Raw genomic sequence first — 22,704 nt, forward strand, 5'->3', positions numbered from 1 at the left:
TTCCTAATACCACTCTATCACTTCAAAGTATATCGATATAGTACCGCTGCATACAACGCTACTAACCCCAGCAGCACAATGGACAGCCCATGAAAATTGCCTGCTGTAAATGTTGCTCCTGCAATAATACTAATCAAGGTCGAAGCGAGAATCCCGCCAAAGTTGCGCGCCATATTGAACAGTCCAGACACCACGCCGACGACCGATTCCGGCGTTGCTTGCATCAGATCGGTCTGCATTGCCACCGTACTCAGCCCACTTCCCAAGCCAAATAACAGTAAAATCACACATGATATCCATAGCGGCGACTGAATCTGAATCGTCAGCAGCAGCCCAGTACCGAGTAGCATCAATGCGACAGCTAGCCATAGTACAGATCGCGACGAATAACGACGAACTCCATAACCTGCTAGCGTTGCGCCTACCACAGATGCCAAGCCGAGCGTCAGCATCATCATACCGGTATGCAGCGAATCCAACTGCACCACCTGCTGCAAATAGGACGGATAACCGAAAAAGAGTGCATAAAATAAAATATTGGCAATCATAAATCCGCCATTGATCCAGCTCAGTGCCGGAAATTGGGCAAAGGTACGCAGCGGAATAAAGGGCTTGTCGACCTTCCATTCATGCCGTACGAGTAGGATAAGCAGCAGCAATCCGACAACAGCGCCGATGATATGCAGCGTTGACCAATGCGTGCTGGATTTGCCGGACAATACACTGCCCAGCAGAATAAGCAGTCCGGCAGCAAATAACAGTACCCCTTTGCTATCAATCTGCAAAAGCCAATCCCGCAGCGACATACGCGCTCGCTGCACAGGTGCTTCCAGCGGCAGCAATTTCCATGCGAGTATAAGGCTGACCAGCATAACGGGCAAATTAACATAGAAGATCGATGACCATCCCCACCAGTGAATCAACACACCGCCGATAAACGGTCCGAGTGCAGCAGCGCCGGATTGAAATGCCGAGATCATAGACAATGCCTGCTCCCGTCTATACGTCACATGAAAACGAATGAGAGCCAAGCCGACGGTACTCGTCATACCTGTACCGATTGCCTGTGCAATCCGCATCGTTACAAGTGTCCCGAAGTTAGGTGCAAACGGAGCTGCCAGCGAAGCAATTAAAGCTATCACTAAGCCTAGCAAAAACAATCGCCGTCGCCCAATCCAATCGCTGGATTTGCCGATAATCGGCTGCGTAATCGCACCGGAAATATAAAAAGCAAAAACAATCCAGACAACCGCTGTTAGAGACAGTCCGAACGCTTGTTGCAGCGAAGGAATGGCGACAGCAATCATGGATGAATTTAGCGGATTGAGCAGCATCCCCAGACTGATCGCTAGCACCATGCTGTTACGACGTATTTCCATAGCAGTAACCCCCTCTGTTCATTACACTGATCATAAAAGAAACTCATTATTTACTCCAATTCATTTGTATGTCTAAATTAATGTATTCAAAGGAATAAGAGGTGGGAGTATGGAGCTGTTGCAGCTGCAATATTTTGTTCGAGTTGCGCATCTAGAGCATATGACCGAAGCAGCGGAGAGTCTGTATGTCACGCAATCGTCGCTAAGTCGAACAATTCGGCGCTTGGAGGAGAGTGTCGGTGTACCCCTATTTGATCGAATCGGCAAAAAGCTCAAGCTAAATTCGTACGGACAAGCTTTTTTGCCGAGGGCAGAACAGGCACTATTCGAGCTAGAGCAGGGAAGGCAGCAACTGCTGGATATGCGTCATCCAGAACAATCGTCGATTCGCCTTGCGGTAACCAATGCGAGTACATTGCCGCAGATCTTGCAGACGTTTCGTGATCAGTATCCGCAGATTCCTTTTCATGTGCAGATGTGCGCGACTGGCGAGATGGAGAGCCTGCTGGAAAAGGGTGAGGTGGATATTGGCTTGGCTTCGCTACCTATCCATCACAACAAGCTAGAATATGAAATTGTTTTGAATGATCCCATCCTGATCGCTATTCCCAAGACTCACGAATTATCGCAAAAACGTGGTGATGTTTTGCCACTAGAGATGCTTGCCAATGAGCCGCTAATCGGTGTGAAAAAAGGGTATCATACGCGCGATTTGGTCGATCAAGCCTGTACAAAAGCAGGCTTCGTGCCGATATATGTATTGGAGGGCAATGAACCGGCGCGTTTGGGTGCTTTTATCGAGGCGGGCATTGGCATTGGCTTCATTCCGGCAACGGGAATTCAGTCTGACGATGCACAGAACGGCAAGGTTTGGTTTGTTCCATCTCAGCCTGCATTGATGCGCCAGATTGTATTGGTCTGGCGACGGGAAAAGTATATCTCACAGGCGGCACAGGAGTTTCGCAGAGTCGTTCGAGAGCATTTTGCAGGATTAGCAGAAAATCCAACATTTTATGAAAATAACTGTTGAAATCCGATTTCCGATCTGGTAAGGTATGTAATGTTGATGTGACGTCCCATCAACAATTGACTAACAACTGAATGAGTAATGGAATTTCATAATACATCGTGTATAACCTCAATAATATGGTTTGAGGGTCTCTACCAGGAACCGAACAATCCTGATTACTACAGATGGTGCATCGTCCGTGCATCCTGTCGTAATCAGGATTTTTTTATGGATTTGCGAAGTTCCGGCGCTCCCGTTTTGAACATAAGCAGCGGTCTGTGACGACATGATCGACCTGCATGCATGTTAGAAGAGAAACGTTGAATGCGAAGGAGAGAGGCAACTTGAATTTTAAAGTACTGATTTTGACGATTGCCACCTTTACGGTGGGATTGATTGAATTGATTATCGGTGGTGTACTGCCAGAGATTGCTCGCGATCTGAATGTCTCCATTGGGACTGCCGGACAGCTGATCACCATCTATGCACTGGTTTATGCCATTTCGGGACCGACGCTGCTGGCGTTGACATCCAAGGTGGAGCGCAAGGCGCTGTATCTATGGTCGATGCTCGCGTTTACGGCTGGCGGATTGCTGGCATTCTGGAGCCCGAACTATGAAGTATTGTTTATCTCCCGTATGATCACGGCTGCTAGTGGCTCGTTGATCACGACATTGTCACTGACCATTGCGGTAAAAGTGGTTGCTCCGCAGTTCCGCGCTCGTGTGATCGGTATTATCTCGATGGGGATTAGCTCCTCAATCGTACTCGGCGTACCGGTCGGTGTACTGATTCAGGAAGCTCTGGGCTGGCGCGTGCTGTTTCTAGCGATTGCCTTGCTGACACTGGTTGCGATGCTGATTATCGCACTGTTCCTGGCTCCGATTCCTGTTGAAAAATCCATGCCGCTGCGTGCGCAATTGGCTTCACTGAAAAACTCCAAAATCCTCAGCGCGCATCTCGTTACGATGCTGCTGCTGGCAGGTCACTATACCATGTATGCGTATTTGACTCCATTTTTGGAAAGCACAATGCACTTGAACGCATACTGGATCAGTATCGTTTACTTCGTCTTCGGTCTTGCAGCTGTTAGCGGCGGTATGATTGGTGGCGTAATGTCCGACCGCTTAGGTAGTAGAAAAAGTATGCTGATCGTAACTGGCGTATTCGCATTGGCAATGTTCGTATTGCCATTCTCTGCGAAATCGGTCTTTATTTTCCCTGTTGTCTTGTTCATCTGGGGCGCACTGAGCTGGGCATTGTCTCCGGCACAGCAAAGCTACCTGATCGAAGTGGCACCGGAAACGTCGGATATTCAACAAAGCTTCAACTTCTCCGCTCTGCAAATCGGTATCGCTATCGGCTCTGCATTCGGCGGAATCGTGATTAAAAACACCGGTGCGGTTACGATTAACGCATGGGTTGGCGCGGGAATCGTCGTGCTGTCCTTCCTGTGTGCACTATACTCGCTGTCGCGCCCAGCCGTACCAGCATCGTCTTCGACTGTCAAAGGTCAGACACCGGTACAATCTTCGTAAGATCGTATCCGCGCGTATGATGAGATAGATACAGTATAGAATAAGATATATAGTGTAAAATGAAATAGATATAGTATGTGCTGAGATCAATAAAGTACGTGATCATATAGATTGAAGCGCCTAGTATACAGCTTTATGTGCATGTACAGGTGAAATCAAAAGCCCTCTTCCGATTCATGGAAGGGGGCTTTTTGGTCTCTATCGGGAGCGATATAGGCATCCATATCAGTATTCGCGTTGTTCTATGGCTGATCTGTCGGCTGTAGTTTGTTGTATCCCCGATCGCTGTAAGGCTGAAGCTTTTCTAGCCATCGCTTGAGCATCTGTTTCTGCTCCCAGCGGATATCGGTGACTTTATCGGTTTCCTTCTGCTCTAATACCTCGTATTGAAATGCTTCTTCTCCACAAGCAGTCCAATCCTTTTGCAGTTCAGCATTGGCGAATCTGCCTTGATTGAGCTGCATTGTTAAGGTAAGCCATTTGTTTTTTAGATTGGGATAGCTGTGTAGATAGATTTTGCCATTGCTGGTGTTGGTAATCTGGATAACGCCCATGTAAGTTTTGATCTGCTTGTACTGCTCTTGCAATTCTTTTCGTGTTTGTTTATTCATGATAGACCCCTTCTTTTCAGTAATATGTTGTTCATTTTGCTAGTTGTATCTCTTGTTTGGATCAGTGGTTTGTTCATGTCTGTATAGCATGGATGACTAATGGATACAGTTGCTACGGAAGATCATGTTCCATTCCCTTTATTAACATCCACTCGGAGTTCGGAATAGATAGAGCGGTATCTTGTCCGCAGATTGGTAAGAAGAGTGGATCGTCTGAGTTCCTAGTCCCGCAATTAGTAAGATGGTGTCATCTGCTTCGCTACCAAAGCATTCATAAGCCAATTGGATATCGTTGATTGGTACAACGTGTATGGTCATATTTTTCTCCTCTAGGTGTGTAATGGCTGCCTAGATACGTTATACATAGGCAACGTGGCTGTAAGCCTTGTACCAGAACCTTTCTTTGTTTTTTAATAAACAAATAGTATATCCGTTTGCTTTATTAATAGATTTAATTTTATTTGACTATTATTTAACTAGATAATATACTCAAGATCATAAGAAGTCAATTCCATATTTGTGGAAAATCAAAAGAATCAAATTCTACAGATCCCGCTGCAAAAGAGAGCCATTCTAGCGGCAAACACAAACAAATACGCCAATCATCAACCAAAGGAGATATAATAATGAGTGAAACAACGAATAGACAGGAACATGATTTGTCTAGACAGACGTCGGATATATCTAAACATCCGTCCCAATCATCTAATGAAGAGCAGCAGAGCGATACGCAATCCTCTATGATACCCATTCACAAGACGGCAACGATGGTGGATGAGCGTTATGCGATAACAGTGCAGGAGAGCGAATCGATATTAAAGCGGTATTTTAAAGAGGGGCTAGCTGGACGACTATCCGAATTTCCACGCAAGGAAAAGCGCAAAATTATCATTTTACGTCATTTGCTTCAGCGGTTTGAACGTGGACGTCAGTATACGGAGCAAGAGATAAATGAGCAGCTGGCAGCTGCTTTTGACGATTATGCGACCTTGCGCCGGTATTTGATCATATATGGGTTCATGGATCGGCAGGAGGATGGACGTGCGTACTGGGTGAAAGAATAACATCAGCCGATGACGTATAGGTAAGAACACAGGAAGGATAGCCAATAGCAGCAAAATACTAGCAGCAAAATGAGCCAACAGCAGCTTTCACGATTCAATATCAACACATCACTATACAAAGCAACAAGAGGAATACGTCCAATGGAACGGATACGAAGGAGTAGAAGATCATGAGCGAAAGTACGGATAAGCAGCAATCCAACCGATTCTGGCAGGCTTCTCTGGAAGAGTTGAAGCAGGGATATATGGAGGATCGGCAGGTAGGACCGTTTGGCGGCTTTGTCTGTCTGATCGACGGACAAGTATTTGAAAAAGGGCGAATCTATGAGCAGGATGGATATTTTTACGAAGCAGAGCGTTTTATGCAGCAGCATATTCGGACGAAATATGTGTCAATGTTTCATTATTTGCTCACCTTAAACAAAAAGCTGACCGGGTTGACCGATCTGCAATGTGAGCTGCTGCGTTCCTTTTATGAAGGCAAAAGCGATGCCGATCTAGTAGCGACACATGGCAGCAGCAAATCGACGATTCGCAATCACCGATTCGCCTTGCGGGAAAAGGCAAAGCAGGCGCGTGTGCTGCTGGCGATTATGGAGCTGCTAGAGCAGCAGAACAATGATCCGGCACCATTTATCGAGATTCATCGCACGGCGACGATGGTGGACGAGCGATATAACATTACCGAGCAGGAGAATGCGTCGATTCTAAAGCAGTATTTTAAAGAGGGATTGGATGGAGCATTATTCGAATTCCCACGCAAGGAGAAGCGCAAGATCGCGATCCTGCGCCATCTGATGAAGCGGTTTACAAGCGGACGGCAATATACAGAAAAAGAGGTCAACGAGCAGCTATCTGCGGCGTATGCCGACTATGTAACGCTGCGCCGTTATTTGATCGAATATGGCTTTATGGATCGTCAGGAAGACGGTAGCGCCTACTGGGTTAAGGAATAACAGAACACAATCAGGTAGAAGTAGAAGTAGAAGTAGAAGTAGAAGTAGAAGTAGAAGTAGAAGTAGAAGTAGAAGTAGAAGTAGAAGTAGAAGTAGAAGTAGAAGTAGCCCTAGAACAATATGCCTTTCGTATAGTCAGCCCGTCAACATATTCACTGACGACTCGGAGGCTTTTTCAAACATCGTCACGAAACCATGCCTTGGGATTCCAGCATGAAGTCTATCCATTCCATCTTCACAAGCTATCTCACAACAACAAACCCCACATTTCCCGTATAACAGGAAACGTGGGGTTTATTTGGCTCTCTTTGCTTTGCACAAACGCAGCAAGTAATGGAATCGATACCAACCGCATATGCCGGTGGAGCCAGCCGAAGCTGCTGCCGTCATTCCTGGCGTTTGTTAGTTACCCGTGAAGCGCTTGCTTAGTTGTGAAGCGGAAGAAAACGAAGGATTAGCGCTCGTAATTCGCGGAACGAAGTTCCTTTTGAATTTGGCATACCCGGCTTTGCGAGATGCCCAGAATGCGTGCCAACTCGTTCTGGGTGGCACCCGGATTTTCTTGCATGGCAGTTTCGACTTTGGTCAGCATTTCCCCCCGTTTGCTGCGTGATTTTCTCAATGATGACTGTAAATTACGATTCACAGCAGGTATTTCGGTCACTTCCTCCAGCGGAATATGCTGGGATTCATCGCCCATCTGTCCGGCACATTCGCCGCAGATAAATTGATCCTTGTAATAGACCAGATCATCAAAGCTGCCACAAAAAATGCACTGAATACCTTTGTGCTTACGGAAAATGATTTCTTTCTCCGTAATAAAGAACTCCATAGGATCACTGATGCCGATTTCCATCGTATCCCGAATTTCTTTAGGGATTACAATTCTGCCGAGACTGTCCAACTGACGTACCATACCTGTTTTTTTCATAATAAAGGTCCTCCGCTTTGGTCAGTTTAAATTGATTAACATTAGGCGTTGCTTGTTCATTTGTACCTGTTGGCTCCAGCAGCAGGCTGCCCTTATACAAATATACAACAATATTAGCATGAAATTCACCTTTCGGAATTGGATGTTCATAAAAATAATGGAAAATGTCATAATTCATACGCTAAACTAAAATGGGTAAAAATGGATTTAACAACGAGAAGGGCAGATTTTACCTTATACAATAAGGGATTTATTAATAGAATATACGAACAGAATGGATACAATTTATATATTGCAAATTTTAAATAAATTAATAAAAATGCAATAATATGTATAAATAATGTAATCTAGATTAGGAATCAACTGGTCGTTCTAAGATTATAATGTATATAGCGTAGTAAATATACAAAAAAATGCTGTCCTTGTTAGGACAGCATCATTAATGTGAGTAATGGAGTTGCCGCCAGTGTGAATAAGGCGGATAAAATCATAGAAATACTGGAGATTGTACCGGTCAATGAACTGAGTTCAAATGCCTTCGAGGTTCCTGTTCCGTGAGCGGCGGTTCCGAACAAAATGCCGCGCGCAATTTCGCTTTCGATGCGTAGCCATTTGACGATATATGGTCCCATCATACTGCCGATCAAGCCGGTCATGATGACGAACACAGCCGTAATGGTCGGTACGCCACCGATTGCCTGCGATACGTTCATCGCAATCGGAGTAGTAATCGAGCGTGGAATAATACTGCCCATTAGATCGTGATCCAAGTGCATCATCCGCGCCAATAGTGCCGAACTGCCGAGGGCAACGATGGAGCCGAACAGGACACTTGCGACAATCTCGCCTGCATGTTTTTTGAGTGTATGCAGGTTTTTATACAATGGAATAGCAAAGGCGATCGTTGCTGGTTGTAACAGCAGAGACAACAGATGCCCGCCTTCGTTGTAATGTGTGTACGGAATACGCATGCTCAGCAGCACGATCACTAGCACGAGCGGAGTCGTCAGCAGGGGAGACAGATAGACGCGCGGGAAGCGACGGTATAGCTTTTTGGCTCCTGCGTAGACGATCAGGGTAGAGAGCAGGAATATAATACTGTTCATTCAGCGTGACGCTCCTTTCTTTTGGACATAATAGCTGCAAGTAAGCCTGAGCTTGCCATAACAAGCATAGTGCTGAAAATGACGATTGCCATAATGCGCACGCCATCCTGCTCCAACATCGGAATATAATTCATGACGCCGACCGCAGAGGGGATAAAGAAGAGCAGCAATTCTGCCAGCAGCCAGCTGGCTCCAATATCGACCCATTCCAGCTTAACGACACCGGATTGTAGTAGGATAAACAGAATAGCGATACCGAGAATGCTACCGGGAACAGGCAGGTGCAGCCAGTTCACGAGCAGATTCAACAATTGCGAGAAGCCCATCAGCACAGCGACCTGTAAAATGCCTTTCCCTATTGTTTTCATGACTAAGATCCTTCTTTCTGTATCATGCAGGCTAGATTCGCCTTGAATTTGTAATAATGAAACCGGCGCAGCCGACGCTTGAATGCTGCCAGCCATACCGGTTGATATGAAAAGTTTACATCTCTTTCTTTCATAGGTAAAATTCATATATGGCATGAAATGTATTCCGTTTTGGAATGAATCACAAATAGGACGGTAACAGGAGGGAAATGGATGGATATTCGGCATCTGGAGTATTTTATGGAAGTGGTACGGACGGGCAGTTTCACGCGAGCAGCAGAGGCGCTATTCATCACTCAGCCGACGATTAGCAAGACGATTCGCTCATTGGAGGAAGAACTGGGAGCGCCGCTGTTCAATCGGATTGGGCGTACGGTGGAGCTGACCGACGCGGGTCGAGTCATCGAGCAGCAGGCGCAAAATATTGTGAAGTCGTTTCAAAGTCTATCCTCGCAGTTGGACGATCTGCGTAATCTGAAAAGTGGTCATTTACGCATCGGATTGCCACCGATGATCGGGTCACGTTTTTTTCCGCAGATTATTGGAGAGTTTCACCAGTTATATCCGAATGTGACGATCCAATTGTTCGAGGATGGTGGGAAAAAGGTAGAGAGTGATGTAGTGAACGGATCGCTTGATATTGGCATGACTGTACTGCCGGTGGCGGAGAATGTGCTAGAGCATTTTTCGTTCCGAGAGGAAAAGTTGAATCTACTCGTGCCAACCACGCATCGTTTTGTTGGACGCAAGCAGGTGGAGATGCAGGAATTGGCGGAGGATTCCTTTATTATTTTCCGCGAGGATTTTACGCTGCATGGACGGATTATTGATTCGTGTATCAAAGCGGGCTTTCAGCCAAGAGTGATCTATGAGAGTTCGCAATGGGATCTGATTAGCGAGATGGTGGGAGCTGGGCTGGGGATTGCGCTGCTGCCGGAAACGATCTGCAATCAGATCAATCAGGAGCATCTGCACATCATCCCCGGCATTCAGCCAGTCATCCCGTGGCAGCTCGGTATGATCTGGCATCGGGAGCGGTATTTGTCGTTTGCGGCGCGGGAATGGCTGCGGTTTACGCGGGAGAAGATGCGGCAATAGGTAATAGAAGCCCGGATCGTGTCGTTACACGAAGTCCGGGCTGTTTTGTGTAAGATTGTTGCGGGCTATCTCATTATTTAAACCATGCTTTCTGCAAATTGTTGGTGAAATTCGAATCGTTCAGCGGCACATTCGCAGAGCCAAAATCGGTCGTATTCAGCGCCGTCTGTGCTGCTGGTGTCAGCTGTTCCCAGTTGATCAATGGCTGTGTACCACCTATATCCGTCACGCTGAACAGCGAATGATTCAGCGGCCAGATACTGCGGTAGCCGATCAGCGCATGCGTGCCGCTCATATTGCTGCTAGTTGGCGCTGTGTTTTTAAAATCACCATGCTGCGAATACGAGATGGACTGCACCTTGGGATTCGCTACTGCCGGGTTGTCGATCCACACAATGGCGGCTTCCCAGTCATGGCGATGACCGAGACTTGGCGATGCTTCGTCTTTGGGGAAATACCACGCATACATAATTGCCCACACACCGTTATACCAGCCAGAACGGGCATAAATCTGTCCTGTGCTTTTGCTGCTTTGCCCATTCGAAGAACCAGTCGGCTGCAAGCCGCCACTTGTATTGCCCTGTGCATCGACTGCTGGGAAAGGAACACTGCCATTATATACCTTTAGAAAAGGCTGAAAGGTTTTGGCAGCTTTTTGTGAATCATTGGTCGGCGTCACTTCGTTAAAGCCAACCACCTTGTCATGGTCGATGACTGCCGCGTGAACGGAAGGCATGGGCATCACAGCGGTAAAAGCGGTAGCGGTTAGAGCAGTGGATAATAACAGCTTACTCATTACATGTTTCATATGTATCGCCTCCAAAGATAATTTTCCAATTTCCAGCAATATTATCCAGTTTGGAGGATCGTACTGTCTATATGAATATATAGAGCAAGGGATAGTGGTAAACGGTTGTGAGCTGAACAAAGCAGAAATTGTAAAAGCAATATCGCTCTGCATTGATCATCCCGCTGGATAAAGGGTAAAGGAATGCAGAAGCACCTTGCAGATTATCTTGATGTTCATCTATAGGATTGGTCTTTTCCTATTGTATAGATACAAGTAGAATACCGGGCGAATGGGGATTTTCATATTATATTTCGATACCCGTTGCATGACATGTCATGCTTATAGCTATTCATGTTGCTTGGACGACAGTATGTTGCATGGTTGCGATGATGATGCGCAGTGACAACAGAGCAAATCTGGTATGATGAGAAATGACGTTTACATCGCGGGGAACACAAGCAGATAGATACCAATCTTATGAACATTGATCACCCCGCACTTAACGACAACTATATTCTAGTGAATTTTACAATAGAGAAAGGAAGTGCCGCCCATGACAACCCTGATCGAAATTCCAGTACGACCGCTGGTGGAGTATGTGTACCGGACGGGCAGTATTGAATCCGGCTTCCGGGTGGCGCAGTCGATGCAGGAAGGCACGCGCATTCACAAGCAGATTCAGCAGGGCTATGACGAGCACGGAGAAAAGGAAGTGCACCTCAAAATCGAGATTCCATTCCGTGATTTGGTGTTCCGCATTGAAGGCAGATGTGATGGGATGTGGACCGATGAGCATGGGCTGCTGACGGTGGATGAGATCAAGTCCACCTCCATTTCTGCGGAGGATATTGGTGATGGACGCGAGGTGCATTGGGCGCAAGCGCAAATGTACGGGCATATTCTGGCAGAGCAGCGCGAGCTGGAGCAGGTGCGCGTCCAGCTAACCTATGTGCATAAGAGCAGCGGACGGGAAACGAAGCTGGAACGGATTCGTACTCGGCAGGAACTGCATGATTTTGCGATGGATACGCTTGCCAAGTATGCACCATATGCGGAGATGCTTGCCGAGCACCGTCGCCGCCGCAATGCAAGCATTGAGGGGCTTCCGTTTCCATTTTCAGGCTATCGATCGGGGCAGCGGCAGTTTGCGGGAGCGGTATACAAAACGGTCGGAGAAAAGGTGAATCTGTTCGCCGAAGCGCCAACCGGAACAGGCAAGACGATCTCCACTTTATTTCCGGTTATTAAAAGCATCGGCAGCGAGCGTGCCGAGCGACTAATGTATGTGACTGCCAAAACGGTAACCCGTGCCAACGCTGAGGACGCGCTACAGCGGATGCAGCAAAATGGATTGCATTTGCATGGCGTAACGATTACCGCTAAGGATAAGGTCTGCTTTTGCACCGCTGACGGCATGAATGGACGCGAGAATTGCGCGTATATTGATGGCTACTATGACCGGATCAATGAAGCGATTCTCGATATGTTAACCCATGAGACGTTGATGAATCGCGAGATTATCGAGCAGTACGCGCAAAAGCATACTGTATGCCCTTTTGAGCTGTCACTGGATGCTTCGTACGCATCAGATGCCGTGATCTGTGACTACAACTATGTATTCGATCCGCGTGTCTCACTCAAGCGCCTGACCGACGAGCAGCGCAAAAACACTGTCCTGCTCGTCGATGAAGCACACAATCTGGTTGACCGCGGACGCAATATGTTTTCCGCTCAGCTGAACAAGTCGTCCTTTCTCAATCTGAAAAGAGACTTCCAGACGTCCTCTGATCCACTTTCCAAAATCGCGGGGGCGATCAATGCGTACTTCCTGCGACTGCGTAAGCAAATGGGCGAGAAGGATATGATTAGCCGTAGCGAAGCGCCGGAGGACCTATTCAAGCTGTTGGAGGAGTTTGTGATTCGTGCGGAGGTAACACTGCTGGAGCAGGGCGCTGACGGCGAAATTGAATTGCTGCTGGAAACGTATTTTGCTACCCAGACCTTTTTGCGAATTGGGCGGCTGTATGACCTGTCCAGCCATATTACGTATGTAGAGGTGGACGGCAGTGAGGTGCTGCTGCGCATGTTCTGCATTGATCCATCTCTGCAATTGCGTCAGACTGCCAAGGGCTATCGCTCGGTGATTCACTTCTCGGCAACGCTGTCTCCGATTCGCTATTATCGCGATATGCTGGGGGCGGAGGAGGACGATTACAATATTTCCATCCCGTCGCCATTTTCGCGAGAGCAATTGGAAGTACGGATCGTGCCGTTATCTACCCGTTATCGAGATCGGGATAAGACGCGTGACGAGCTGGCACGGCTACTAGCGGAGCTAGTTAATGGGCGCAGTGGTAATTACCTCGCCTTTTTCCCATCGTATCAGTATATGCGGGATGTGCTGGAAGCCTTTGAAGCGCTAGAGCCGGATAGCGATATTCTGGTGCAGCAGTCGAGTATGGCGGAGGAGGAGCGGGACAAGTTTCTAGAGGCATTCCGTCCCGATAATGAGCGTACATTGACTGGCTTTGCAGTGATGGGTGGTATTTTCAGTGAAGGGGTCGATCTGGCAGGCGACCGTTTGACGGGCGTGATTATCGTCGGTGTCGGCTTGCCGCAGCTTGGACCAGAGCGTGAGCTGATCCGTGAACATTTTGCACGGGAAGGGCATAGCGGGTACAACTATGCGTATGTATATCCGGGCATGAACAAGGTACTGCAAGCAGGAGGGCGCTTGATCCGTACCGAGCAGGATCACGGGTTGCTGATGCTGGTAGACGACCGATTTTTGCAAAATCCGTATGCGCAATTGCTGCCGCCGGAGTGGAAGCCGGAGCATTGAAACGGTGACTTGCGTGATCTGTGGAGCGTTTTATAGTATCTCTAAATCTAACTCACCACATTTCTAATTCCTTCATCTATTGTTATCGGATCTCTTCGATAGGGTAGACACAGAGAATAGAGAAGCAAAACATCCCCCGACGCTAGGAAGCGCATCGGGGGATGTTTGCTGTATTCAGTATTCAACTGGATCATTCTGCTTGCTTGGATCGGAAGGTGATCTTCACATCTCAAAGCTGCAATTTATTCCGAAGCTTTGTTAATCGCGTCGTATGCCCAGTGCTGCGGCGTTACGTCTTTCCACGAAGGAGCTGTACCAGACGCTGCATTGCTGCTTTGAATGCGATTCAGTACGGTAACCACTTCAGCACGAGTCACCGGTTGGTTCGGATAGAATTTGCCGTCTGGGAAGCCTTTCATTAGACCAGCGGAAACGACTTTGTTAATATCGGATGCTGCCCAGTTGCTCTGTACATCGGCAGCTGTTGCAACGGAAGTATCACTGCTGTCCAAACCTTTCCAGCGCGAGATTAGGGAAGCCAGCTCGGCACGGGTCAGTGCTTGTCCTGGTTGGAAGCTGCCATCAGGATAGCCTTTCATCCAGCCGTTATTTTCAACCAGCTGAATGCCATTGGATGCCCAGTAGGAAGCAGGAACATCTTTGAAATTAACTGCGCTGCTGTCGCTATTGTCGCCGATCAGACGTTGCAGCATCACAGCCAGCTCTGCACGAGTGACTTGTTGATCTGGACGGAAGGTACCATCCTCATAACCTTGGATATAGCCTTTGCGTACAACGGCTGCTTTGCTTGTGTTACCTTTGTCTGCGGTTGTGGAAGCTTTGGCAGAGGTGTTGGTTGTTTTGGCTGTATCCGTTGTTGCTGGAGTGCTTGCACTGCCGGATGTGCTTGAGCCAGACGAGACGACATCATCTAGTCGGGATGCACCTGCGCCATCGTTGCCAGTACCACCGCCCAAGATTACTGGAATGTTGGTGATTGGATCAATCGGCAATTGTGGCAGGAATGGGAAGGTGATCGTAATTGGTGCTTCCGCAGGTACATACGTATCACTTACCGGTGTGTCAGAGAGTGGTGCGCCGCCTAATGCAGGCTCAGTACCTGTTACAGGTTCGCTATCCGGTGTTGCTGGATTCTCGGTTGCTGGTGCTTCTTGTTGTGGTGCTTGCAGGGACGCTGGAATAATGTCGACGTTGTACGTTTTGGAGCGTCCATTTGGAGCTGTTACTTTCATTTCGAGTGTTGTCAGATCGTCTGTGAGTGGAGCGGTATATTGCAGTTCGCCCGTACCATACACTTCATCCGTAACAGCGACGCCATTAACGGACAGTGTAGATTCTGGATCATAGACGCTAGCGAATACCGTTACATTGGACGCATCCGCGTTCATGCTGGCAGTATACGATGTGACATCTGGCTGGAATGACGGCTGTAAAGTGCCATTTTGCAGCGACAGTGCTGTCAGCTCGGAGCTTTGTTCCGGTGCGGTAGCATGAATGACGAAGTTCTTTTCAAATGTGCCGCCTTCTGGTCCAGTCACTCTCACGCGAATCGGATAGCTGCTTACGCCGCGTACGAGTGCGTTGGATACTTCAAGACGATTATCGTTAATATCAAAATACGTATTGCCTTCGCTGCCTTCACCAGATACAAGGCTGAAAATAAAGGCATCGTCTGGGTTGCTGCTGGTTGCGCTTAGTTGACCAACCACTGCACCTGCGGCAGAATCCCAAGTCAACGCATCGTTAGAGAGTGCAATGTCTGTTGGCAGGTCTTCTGGTGCTGTTTGGTAATCCGCATGAATGGCGGACAATGCAGCATTCATATTCGGGTTCACACTGCTGTAAAAGACCAGTTCAGTCGATTTGCCCGGCTTGAGATCGCCAGCGTTAAAGGTTAAGGTCAGCCAGTCATCCGCTAGTTGTGCATCGGTATGCTGTCCACCATCTGCACGGAAAGCTGGTTCGCTGTAAGCATCACGGCTGAAGCCGACGGATGCTTGTGCACGCTTGTCGCTTGCTACATACATAAATACATTATCGCTCACATTGCCCATCGCTACGGCGATCGCATCGGAGTCTTGTGGTGGATTGGAAGGAACCCAGTTGATGGTGCTGTTATCGTTGTTCAGATCAGCATCCATATCAGGATCAAGGAAACGCATATAGTGAACATCGTAAACGGAGTCGGTTACGCTGGTGTTAGTCAGAGTAATAGTAGTTTTATAGAAGGAATCTCCTGGTTTGAATGAAATGGTTTGATCTACTCCTAGGGCGTTATCTAGCGTTTTGCCGACTGTGCGTGCGGCAAGTTGGTCATCCGAGGATATATCTTGCGTTGTACCGGGGATTTCAATATTGCCGTTTAATTCTTCATTGATAAAGCTTTTGGCGGATGTACTGGAGGATTGTGGTTTGTATCCGACGATAAAGCCTTCTGATGGACTACCGGGCAGTACATAATCTCCACTGCTCATGTCCTTGCCAGTGTCGTAACCTTCACTGTCTGTGTTCAAACCGATGGTCTGGCGAAGCTGTCCGGGGTGAAAGCCTCCGGGACTGTTGCCGGTGGTTCCCAGCGTACCGCTGCCCGAAATGCCTAATTCCATGTATTGACCGCCTAAAAAGGTATCCTGACCAACTTGTCCATGCCGGGTAATACTTTCCGCATGAGTTGGTACAGAGGGCAGTAATAACAGAAGAGCCAGCCAGCCGCATGCGCCACGTCTGAGGGTTCTGTGCTGATGCGAACGCAGCTTGCTTTTGTTCATTTTAATATACCTCCTTTATCATTCGCGAGCTTTGCTTGTCGTTGCAAATCCCATAGTATCTTTATCGTACAGTTATTAAGGTTTTTTAACATTTAACTGTCAAAAAATTTAGCAAGTTTGCAAAAAAGTCATATCTTAACACTTTTTTAACAAGTAATACCGGTATTAAGATACGGAAGTTCCCGCTCCGTCCTAACACGATGCTGCCACAAGCCAAATCAAAAGGAAGCAAAAGGAAATCGTATCCCCTATTATGCAAATATATTGGTGCGAATATACGTTATTTTGCAAGAATAAGCTTAAAAAGTACGCAAGTAATGGTATTATAATAGAGATAATGATTGACAAGGATTTACTGAAAGTTCTAAAATTAGATAACCTAATAAATAGTAATGCTAAATAATTGCCGTTAACTACAAAATACGTGATGAAATTTCGGGGTGAATAATATGGAAGATATAAAATTTGAAGGAATCTCGCCGGTGGGCGAAGAACTGCTGCGCGCGTTTCGGATGTTCCGAAAGGCAGATTGGAAGCAAAAAGGCGTGGATGGTTATAAACCGAGTGAGATTATGGCGCTGATTTGTATTGGGAACCAAGAGGATTGCAAAAGCTGTGGGATTCAAGTATCCGAATTGAGTCGCATGCTGCGAGTAACCTCACCGACCGTCACCCAATTGATCAAGGGGATGGAAAATGACGGGCTGGTGGAACGCAATATGGACCCAAGTGACCGTCGTGCGGTTCGTGTGACATTGACCGACCGAGGCGAAACCATCATGGAACAATCGCTGTCTGGGTTTAAACGTTCATTTGAGGGATTGGTTGAATATCTAGGCGAGGAAGATAGTCGCAAGCTGGCACAACTGCTTGGACGTGCTTATCAATATTTTGAAGAACGAGTATTTGAACCGCTGGAGCCTACCCAAAAAGGGGATGGTCGAGGATGACCAGAATGCTTCGTCTATTGCGGCCTTATTATGGGGCCGCAATTTTTATTCTCTTATTAACATTTGTTCAAACAATGTCTGAACTGTATTTGCCGACCTTGATGGCGGACATTGTGGATACGGGTATTATGAGCGGGAATATTCCGTATATATGGAATATCGGCATTTACATGCTAATTGTTGCAGCAATTGGAATGATTTGTTCCATTTCGGCAAGTTTTTTTTCAGCGCGCGTATCGCTCGGCTTCGGACGTGATCTGCGTAGCCGTATTTTTGCGCATGTAGAGCATTTTTCGTTACAGGAATTCGATACAATTGGTACCGCTTCCTTAATTACGCGCACGACGAACGATATTACGCAATTGCAGCAGGTTCTGACCATGATGCTGCGTATGATGCTCATGGCGCCGCTCATGATGCTGGGCGGCATTATTATGGCTGTCTCCAAGCAGGGACAGCTGTCGTTGATCTTTATCGTAGCGATTCCGATACTGGGACTGACTATTTGGCTGATCGGACGGCAGGGCTTTCCATTATTCAAGGTGATCCAGCAAAAGCTAGATCGACTGAATATGGTTATTCGCGAGAATCTGACTGGTATTCGTGTCATCCGTGCCTTTAACCGAGATCGGTATGAAAATACACGCTTTGACGGTGCGAGTCGTGATCTGGCGGATACCGCCATTCGCGTGAACAAGCTTATGGCATTGATGATGCCAATGATGATGCTGATTCTTGACCTAGTAATTATCGCGATTGTCTGGTTTGGCAGTATTGAGATTGATCATGGACAGATGCAGGTTGGTGATCTGATGGCATTTGTTCAGTATGCGACCCAGATTCTGTTTTCCTTTCTGATGCTGTCAGCGATCTTCATTATGGTGCCACGGGCGATGGCTTCGATCTCGCGTATTAATGAAGTATTGGATATGCAGCCAGACATCGTTGACCCTACGCAACCGACTACGGCTGGACAAAGTACAACTGCGGCAGTGCTAGAATTTCGTAATGTGGAATTTTATTATCCGGGTGCAGAACAGCCAGCATTGCGTCAGATTTCGTTTACGGCAAAACGCGGTGAGGTGATCGCGATTATCGGCGGTACTGGCTCAGGCAAATCAACGCTGGTGAATCTGATTCCGCGCTTTTACGATGTGAGCGATGGTTCCATTCTGATCAATGGGGTGGATATTCGCGAGATGAAACAAGCAGAGCTGCGCCAACATATTGGTTATGTACCGCAAAAGGCGCTGCTGTTCACAGGCACGATTACGGATAATATTCGTTACGGTGCGAGTGAAGCGACAGCGGACGAGATCCGCCATGCGGCTGTCATTGCACAGGCAGATGAGTTTATCTCTGCTATGCCGGATGGATATGAATCGATGATCGCACAGGGCGGCACAAACGTCTCTGGCGGGCAAAAGCAGCGGCTGTCCATTGCGCGTGCACTGGTGCGTCGCCCAGAGCTGTATATTTTCGATGATAGCTTCTCAGCACTGGATTTCAAAACGGATGCACGTTTGCGCGCGGCGTTGAAGACGGAAACGACTGATTCTACAGTGCTGATGGTCGCGCAGCGAGTGAGTACGGTTCGCGATGCCGATCGCATCATCGTCTTGGATAATGGCGCTATTGTTGGCATGGGCAATCATCACGAATTGATGGAGCATAGTGAGGTCTATCGTGAAATTGTATCGTCGCAGTTGTCGGAGGAGGAGAGCGCATGAATCAACAGCAACCCAAACGACCACCTTCCCGCAGACCATCGGGCGGACCGATGGGAGGACCTCCTGGCGGTCATCCAGGCATGATGATGCCGGGCGATAAACCGAAAAACTTCGGTCGTACGCTCCGCCGATTGCTACGTTACTTGAAGCCACACCGTTTGCAATTGACGGGTGTGCTGGTGGCGGCAATTTTGAGTACATTGTTTAGTATTATCTCGCCGCGTATTCTAGGGATGGCGACGGATGAATTGTTTAACAGTGTGAGCAGTGGGCGAGAGATCAACTTTGGATGGATCTCGCGTTTGCTATTGATGCTCGCTGGATTGTATATATGTAGCGCCCTCTTTTCGTATATTCAGCAATTCTGGATGGCAGGCATTGCGCAGAATACCGTGTATGAGATGCGCCGCGAGATTAAGCGAAAGCTAACTCGTTTGCCGCTAAGTTATTATGATCGGCACAGTCATGGCGAGGTGCTGAGCCGTGTAACGAATGATGTGGAAAACATTAATACTACGCTTCAGCAAAGCTTGACCCAAACGATCACATCAGCGGTAACGCTGGTCGGTGTCATCATTATGATGCTGTCGCTTAGTCCGCTGATTACGCTGATCACTGTGCTGACGATCCCGCTTAGTCTGATCGCGACTATCTTCGTTGCCAAACGTTCGCAAAAGCATTTTGCCGGGCAGCAGGCGGCGCTGGGTGAACTGAATGGACATGTGGAAGAAATGTATACAGGTCATCCTATCGTCAAAGCATTCGGTCAGGAGCAGCAGTCACTGACGCAGTTTGATACGTTAAATGACCGACTGTATCAATCCGGCTGGCGCGCTCAGTTTATCTCCGGTATTATCATGCCGCTGATGAACTTTGTAAGCAATATCGGCTATGTGCTGATCTGTGTAGTCGGCGGTATTATGGTAACACGCGGTGCGATTGGCATCGGCGGCATTCAGGCGTTTATCCAATATGCACGCCAATTCTCGCAGCCGATTACGCAACTGGCGAATATCACGAATATTATTCAATCGGTGATTGCGTCGGCAGAACGCGTATTTGAAGTGCTGGATGAGCAGGAGGAGGTACAGCCTGCACCAGCTGCTGCGGAAGTCGATTCTGATTCTATAGGGAAAACGTCGGCTACGACGGTTGGTAGTCAGCGTGCAGTCCGTGGAGATGTGACCTTCGAGCATGTGCAGTTCGGCTACAAGCCGGAGCAACTGCTGATCGGTGATATGAGTATCAGCGTGCAGGCAGGGCAGACGGTAGCGATTGTAGGACCGACTGGTGCGGGCAAGACGACGCTGATCAATCTGCTGATGCGGTTCTATGAGCTGAACGGCGGTCGCATTATGATTGACGAGCGTGACATTACGGATATGCCGCGCGGAGAACTGCGCAGTCTGTTCGGTATGGTGCTACAAGACACATGGTTGTTCAGTGGTACGATTCGCGACAATATCGCTTATGGGCGAGAAGGCGCGAGTATGGAGCAGGTTGTACAGGCAGCCGAAGCGGCACGGGCGGATCATTTTATCCGTACGCTGCCGGATGGATACGATACGGTGCTGAATGAGGAAGCGTCGAATATTTCACAAGGACAAAAGCAATTGCTGACCATCGCGCGCGCCATTCTGGCTGATCCGTCGATTCTGATTTTGGATGAAGCGACCAGCAGTGTCGATACGAGAACCGAAGTGCTGATCCAGCAAGCGATGAACGAGCTGATGCGGGATCGCACCAGCTTCGTAATTGCCCACCGCTTGTCCACGATTCGCGGTGCCGATCTGATTCTGGTGATGAATCATGGCGAAGTGATCGAGCAAGGTACGCATGACCAGCTGCTAGAGCAAAACGGCTTTTATGCGGATCTGTATAACAGTCAGTTTTCCGATCAGGCGGTTGGTTGACGTGGGAATGCTTCATTGAGAAGGATGATGGAGCATGGTGAGGTATAGTGAACAGGATGAAGAATAGGTAATACAGTACTTGGAAAAAGGCTAGACTTGTCCCGCTGACTGACAGCTTATCTGCTGATTGGTCGGCGGGATTTTTTGTGAAGGAAGTCGTACAATAAGGATGGGAGACGCTGGCATATTCTCCGCTTCCGCTGGATTATTTAGCTCGCTGAGTTAGGATGTAGCTGATGTAAGTGATGTAAGTGATGTAAGTGATAGATAGGATGGAAAGGGAGTAGAGAATATGGATCAACATGATCAACGAGACGATATCCTTACCTATGAGCAGCGGAATATCTATGTATATTCGCTGGGGCATTCCTTGTTTCCGCTGGATTGGGAATTGTGCTTTTACGATATTACGGAGTACAAGGATATGTTAGCGCGCAAATATGCGCTGTCTGAGCAAAGGTATGAACACGTCACTGGCGGTCTGGATCGTATCTATACGGAGATCGACGGTTTGCTGCGATTGGCGCTTGAAGATGCGCAAGCGACGACACCGACTGCATTGCGCTGTCCGCCGCTAATGATGGCTTTGCCACGCGGAGATGCCAGTGGGCGTGCTGATTTTGTCATTATATTGAAGCTGGAAGCGGATGGAGAGACGCTGGTATATTCTCCGCTTCCACTGGATTATTTAGCCCGCTGAGTTAGGATGTAGAGTCATTTGGCACATCATAATCGGCAAAACGCTTGCCCGAATCGACCCAGCCGATATTGATCGCTTCCCACAGGTAAATGGACGCGGCGGTTGGATATGCTGTCCAGTTGATCTCATGCTGCTGGGTGTAGCTACCATCTTGGCGTTCTTCCATGCCATGCAGCCAACGGGCGGCGCGCTGCAATCCGGCATCGCCGTGCGAGAGAATCCCCGTACGACCGAGGCTGAAAATCAGAAACATTTCTGCTGTCCAGCGTCCAATACCTTTAACCGCAATCAGCGCCTTCATCACTTCCTGATCAGATAGCTCATCCAACCGTTCTAGCGGTAGCATCCCCTCCTGTACATGATGGCACAGATCGCGGATATAGCGGATTTTGAACATAGATACGCCAACTTCGCGTAGCTGCTCGTCGCTCAATTGGCTGATTGTATCGGCATTCATAGGATCGCCGCATAGCTCCACGACACGTCCCCAGATGGTGGCGGCAGCTTTGACAGACAATTGCTGTGAAATAATAGACGAGACGAGTGACATAAATGGATCGGCGCGCAGCGGAATATCCAGCGGTCCGATCAATTGGATCAATCGCCCTAGCACAGGATCGGCTTGCATCAGTTGGCGCATCTGCTCATGATCGAGAGAGAGCTGTAATGTAGCTGGCTTGCGATTAGTATGTGTATGATGTTCAGACATGTTGATGCCTCCTATATAGAGTTTGGTTGAAGAATGAGCATGTTCTTTTGGCGTACTTCTGACGAGAGGGCTTCTTGCTGGTTAATACGTTGATCATACCAATCAGCATCCATAGAGGTGCTCGGCACGAACGTTGTACTTTTATATTGTATCGTAAAAAGGAACGGCATACAGAACACGATCATACATCGAAAGACTCCTAATCTGCATAATACCTACAG

The 22,704-nt window shown here is 47.9% G+C and carries 18 protein-coding genes and 1 riboswitch; of the genes, 10 read left to right on the top strand and 8 right to left on the bottom strand.

Annotation, left to right across the window (positions count from 1 at the left end):
- Positions 1-17: 17 nt before the first annotated feature.
- Positions 18-1,379, bottom strand: a complete 1,362-nt coding sequence (locus tag ABXR35_RS19095) for an MFS transporter (RefSeq protein ID WP_367063637.1) — start codon at positions 1,377-1,379, stop codon at positions 18-20.
- 109 nt (positions 1,380-1,488) lie between these two features.
- Here ABXR35_RS19095 and ABXR35_RS19100 point away from each other — a divergent pair, with 109 nt between their 5' ends.
- Positions 1,489-2,409 (top strand): LysR family transcriptional regulator, encoded by a 921-nt coding sequence (locus ABXR35_RS19100; protein ID WP_367063638.1) that lies wholly within the window; start codon positions 1,489-1,491, stop codon positions 2,407-2,409.
- Between the two features lie 78 nt (positions 2,410-2,487).
- Positions 2,488-2,587: riboswitch (purine riboswitch) on the top strand.
- Positions 2,588-2,732: 145 nt separating this feature from the next.
- Positions 2,733-3,926, top strand: coding sequence for an MFS transporter (locus ABXR35_RS19105; RefSeq protein ID WP_367063639.1), 1,194 nt, complete (start codon positions 2,733-2,735; stop codon positions 3,924-3,926).
- Between the two features lie 242 nt (positions 3,927-4,168).
- Here ABXR35_RS19105 and ABXR35_RS19110 read toward each other — a convergent pair whose 3' ends face one another.
- Positions 4,169-4,537, bottom strand: coding sequence for a GIY-YIG nuclease family protein (locus ABXR35_RS19110; protein ID WP_367063640.1), 369 nt, complete (start codon positions 4,535-4,537; stop codon positions 4,169-4,171).
- Between the two features lie 626 nt (positions 4,538-5,163).
- Between ABXR35_RS19110 and ABXR35_RS19115 the strand changes: the two genes are divergently transcribed.
- Together ABXR35_RS19115 and ABXR35_RS19120 are read left to right on the top strand one after the other, a co-directional pair.
- Positions 5,164-5,601 (top strand): DUF2087 domain-containing protein, encoded by a 438-nt coding sequence (locus ABXR35_RS19115; RefSeq protein WP_367063641.1) that lies wholly within the window; start codon positions 5,164-5,166, stop codon positions 5,599-5,601.
- A 170-nt stretch (positions 5,602-5,771) separates the two neighbouring features.
- Positions 5,772-6,557, top strand: coding sequence for a DUF2087 domain-containing protein (locus ABXR35_RS19120; RefSeq protein WP_367063642.1), 786 nt, complete (start codon positions 5,772-5,774; stop codon positions 6,555-6,557).
- 454 nt (positions 6,558-7,011) lie between these two features.
- Here ABXR35_RS19120 and ABXR35_RS19125 read toward each other — a convergent pair whose 3' ends face one another.
- From ABXR35_RS19125 to ABXR35_RS19135, 3 genes are all read right to left on the bottom strand, one after another.
- A complete protein-coding gene (locus ABXR35_RS19125; protein ID WP_367063643.1) occupies positions 7,012-7,488 on the bottom strand; it encodes an AbrB/MazE/SpoVT family DNA-binding domain-containing protein in 477 nt (158 codons plus the stop codon).
- A 425-nt stretch (positions 7,489-7,913) separates the two neighbouring features.
- On the bottom strand, positions 7,914-8,594 hold the full coding sequence (locus ABXR35_RS19130) for a CidB/LrgB family autolysis modulator (protein ID WP_367063644.1): 681 nt from the start codon (positions 8,592-8,594) through the stop codon (positions 7,914-7,916).
- On the bottom strand, positions 8,591-8,962 hold the full coding sequence (locus ABXR35_RS19135; protein WP_367063645.1) for a CidA/LrgA family protein: 372 nt from the start codon (positions 8,960-8,962) through the stop codon (positions 8,591-8,593). The genes ABXR35_RS19130 and ABXR35_RS19135 overlap by 4 nt, the downstream gene beginning before the upstream one ends.
- A gap of 213 nt (positions 8,963-9,175) precedes the next feature.
- Here ABXR35_RS19135 and cidR point away from each other — a divergent pair, with 213 nt between their 5' ends.
- On the top strand, positions 9,176-10,060 hold the full coding sequence (gene cidR / locus ABXR35_RS19140) for a cidABC operon transcriptional activator CidR (RefSeq protein WP_367063646.1): 885 nt from the start codon (positions 9,176-9,178) through the stop codon (positions 10,058-10,060).
- Positions 10,061-10,133: 73 nt separating this feature from the next.
- Here the strand turns inward: cidR and ABXR35_RS19145 are convergent, their stop codons facing one another.
- On the bottom strand, positions 10,134-10,856 hold the full coding sequence (locus tag ABXR35_RS19145) for an NPP1 family protein (protein ID WP_367063830.1): 723 nt from the start codon (positions 10,854-10,856) through the stop codon (positions 10,134-10,136).
- Between the two features lie 547 nt (positions 10,857-11,403).
- Between ABXR35_RS19145 and ABXR35_RS19150 the strand changes: the two genes are divergently transcribed.
- The gene (locus ABXR35_RS19150) at positions 11,404-13,692 is read left to right on the top strand and encodes an ATP-dependent DNA helicase (RefSeq protein ID WP_367063647.1); all 2,289 of its coding nucleotides are present in this window, start codon (positions 11,404-11,406) and stop codon (positions 13,690-13,692) included.
- Positions 13,693-13,934: 242 nt separating this feature from the next.
- Here ABXR35_RS19150 and ABXR35_RS19155 read toward each other — a convergent pair whose 3' ends face one another.
- On the bottom strand, positions 13,935-16,481 hold the full coding sequence (locus tag ABXR35_RS19155) for an S-layer homology domain-containing protein (protein ID WP_367063648.1): 2,547 nt from the start codon (positions 16,479-16,481) through the stop codon (positions 13,935-13,937).
- 449 nt (positions 16,482-16,930) lie between these two features.
- On the opposite strand from ABXR35_RS19155, the gene ABXR35_RS19160 reads away from it, so the two are divergent.
- From ABXR35_RS19160 to ABXR35_RS19175, 4 genes are all read left to right on the top strand, one after another.
- A complete protein-coding gene (locus ABXR35_RS19160) occupies positions 16,931-17,431 on the top strand; it encodes a MarR family winged helix-turn-helix transcriptional regulator (RefSeq protein ID WP_367063649.1) in 501 nt (166 codons plus the stop codon).
- On the top strand, positions 17,428-19,161 hold the full coding sequence (locus tag ABXR35_RS19165) for an ABC transporter ATP-binding protein (RefSeq protein WP_367063650.1): 1,734 nt from the start codon (positions 17,428-17,430) through the stop codon (positions 19,159-19,161). The genes ABXR35_RS19160 and ABXR35_RS19165 overlap by 4 nt, the downstream gene beginning before the upstream one ends.
- Entirely contained in the window at positions 19,158-21,074 is a 1,917-nt protein-coding gene (locus tag ABXR35_RS19170; RefSeq protein ID WP_367063651.1) for an ABC transporter ATP-binding protein, read from the top strand. The genes ABXR35_RS19165 and ABXR35_RS19170 overlap by 4 nt, the downstream gene beginning before the upstream one ends.
- A 292-nt stretch (positions 21,075-21,366) precedes the next feature.
- A complete protein-coding gene (locus tag ABXR35_RS19175; RefSeq protein ID WP_367063652.1) occupies positions 21,367-21,774 on the top strand; it encodes a hypothetical protein in 408 nt (135 codons plus the stop codon).
- 1 nt (position 21,775) lies between these two features.
- Here the strand turns inward: ABXR35_RS19175 and ABXR35_RS19180 are convergent, their stop codons facing one another.
- Entirely contained in the window at positions 21,776-22,483 is a 708-nt protein-coding gene (locus ABXR35_RS19180) for a DNA-3-methyladenine glycosylase family protein (RefSeq protein WP_367063653.1), read from the bottom strand.
- Positions 22,484-22,704: the final 221 nt, after the last annotated feature.

Source organism: Paenibacillus sp. JQZ6Y-1, assembly GCF_040719145.1.
Taxonomy (GTDB): Bacteria; Bacillota; Bacilli; order Paenibacillales; family Paenibacillaceae; genus Saccharibacillus; species Saccharibacillus kandeliae.

Bases quoted from the DNA above. Each gene is read 5' to 3' on its own strand.
- ABXR35_RS19135 (WP_367063645.1), bottom strand. From the start codon at position 8,962: ATGAAAACAATAGGGAAAGGCATTTTACAGGTCGCTGTGCTGATGGGC.
- ABXR35_RS19100 (WP_367063638.1), top strand. From the start codon at position 1,489: ATGGAGCTGTTGCAGCTGCAATATTTTGTTCGAGTTGCGCATCTAGAG.
- ABXR35_RS19130 (WP_367063644.1), bottom strand. From the start codon at position 8,594: ATGAACAGTATTATATTCCTGCTCTCTACCCTGATCGTCTACGCAGGA.
- ABXR35_RS19110 (WP_367063640.1), bottom strand. From the start codon at position 4,537: ATGAATAAACAAACACGAAAAGAATTGCAAGAGCAGTACAAGCAGATC.
- ABXR35_RS19160 (WP_367063649.1), top strand. From the start codon at position 16,931: ATGGAAGATATAAAATTTGAAGGAATCTCGCCGGTGGGCGAAGAACTG.
- ABXR35_RS19120 (WP_367063642.1), top strand. From the start codon at position 5,772: ATGAGCGAAAGTACGGATAAGCAGCAATCCAACCGATTCTGGCAGGCT.
- ABXR35_RS19145 (WP_367063830.1), bottom strand. From the start codon at position 10,856: ATGAGTAAGCTGTTATTATCCACTGCTCTAACCGCTACCGCTTTTACC.
- ABXR35_RS19175 (WP_367063652.1), top strand. From the start codon at position 21,367: ATGGATCAACATGATCAACGAGACGATATCCTTACCTATGAGCAGCGG.
- ABXR35_RS19170 (WP_367063651.1), top strand. From the start codon at position 19,158: ATGAATCAACAGCAACCCAAACGACCACCTTCCCGCAGACCATCGGGC.
- ABXR35_RS19180 (WP_367063653.1), bottom strand. From the start codon at position 22,483: ATGTCTGAACATCATACACATACTAATCGCAAGCCAGCTACATTACAG.
- ABXR35_RS19150 (WP_367063647.1), top strand. From the start codon at position 11,404: ATGACAACCCTGATCGAAATTCCAGTACGACCGCTGGTGGAGTATGTG.
- cidR (WP_367063646.1), top strand. From the start codon at position 9,176: ATGGATATTCGGCATCTGGAGTATTTTATGGAAGTGGTACGGACGGGC.
- ABXR35_RS19155 (WP_367063648.1), bottom strand. From the start codon at position 16,481: ATGAACAAAAGCAAGCTGCGTTCGCATCAGCACAGAACCCTCAGACGT.
- ABXR35_RS19125 (WP_367063643.1), bottom strand. From the start codon at position 7,488: ATGAAAAAAACAGGTATGGTACGTCAGTTGGACAGTCTCGGCAGAATT.
- ABXR35_RS19095 (WP_367063637.1), bottom strand. From the start codon at position 1,379: ATGGAAATACGTCGTAACAGCATGGTGCTAGCGATCAGTCTGGGGATG.
- ABXR35_RS19165 (WP_367063650.1), top strand. From the start codon at position 17,428: ATGACCAGAATGCTTCGTCTATTGCGGCCTTATTATGGGGCCGCAATT.
- ABXR35_RS19115 (WP_367063641.1), top strand. From the start codon at position 5,164: ATGAGTGAAACAACGAATAGACAGGAACATGATTTGTCTAGACAGACG.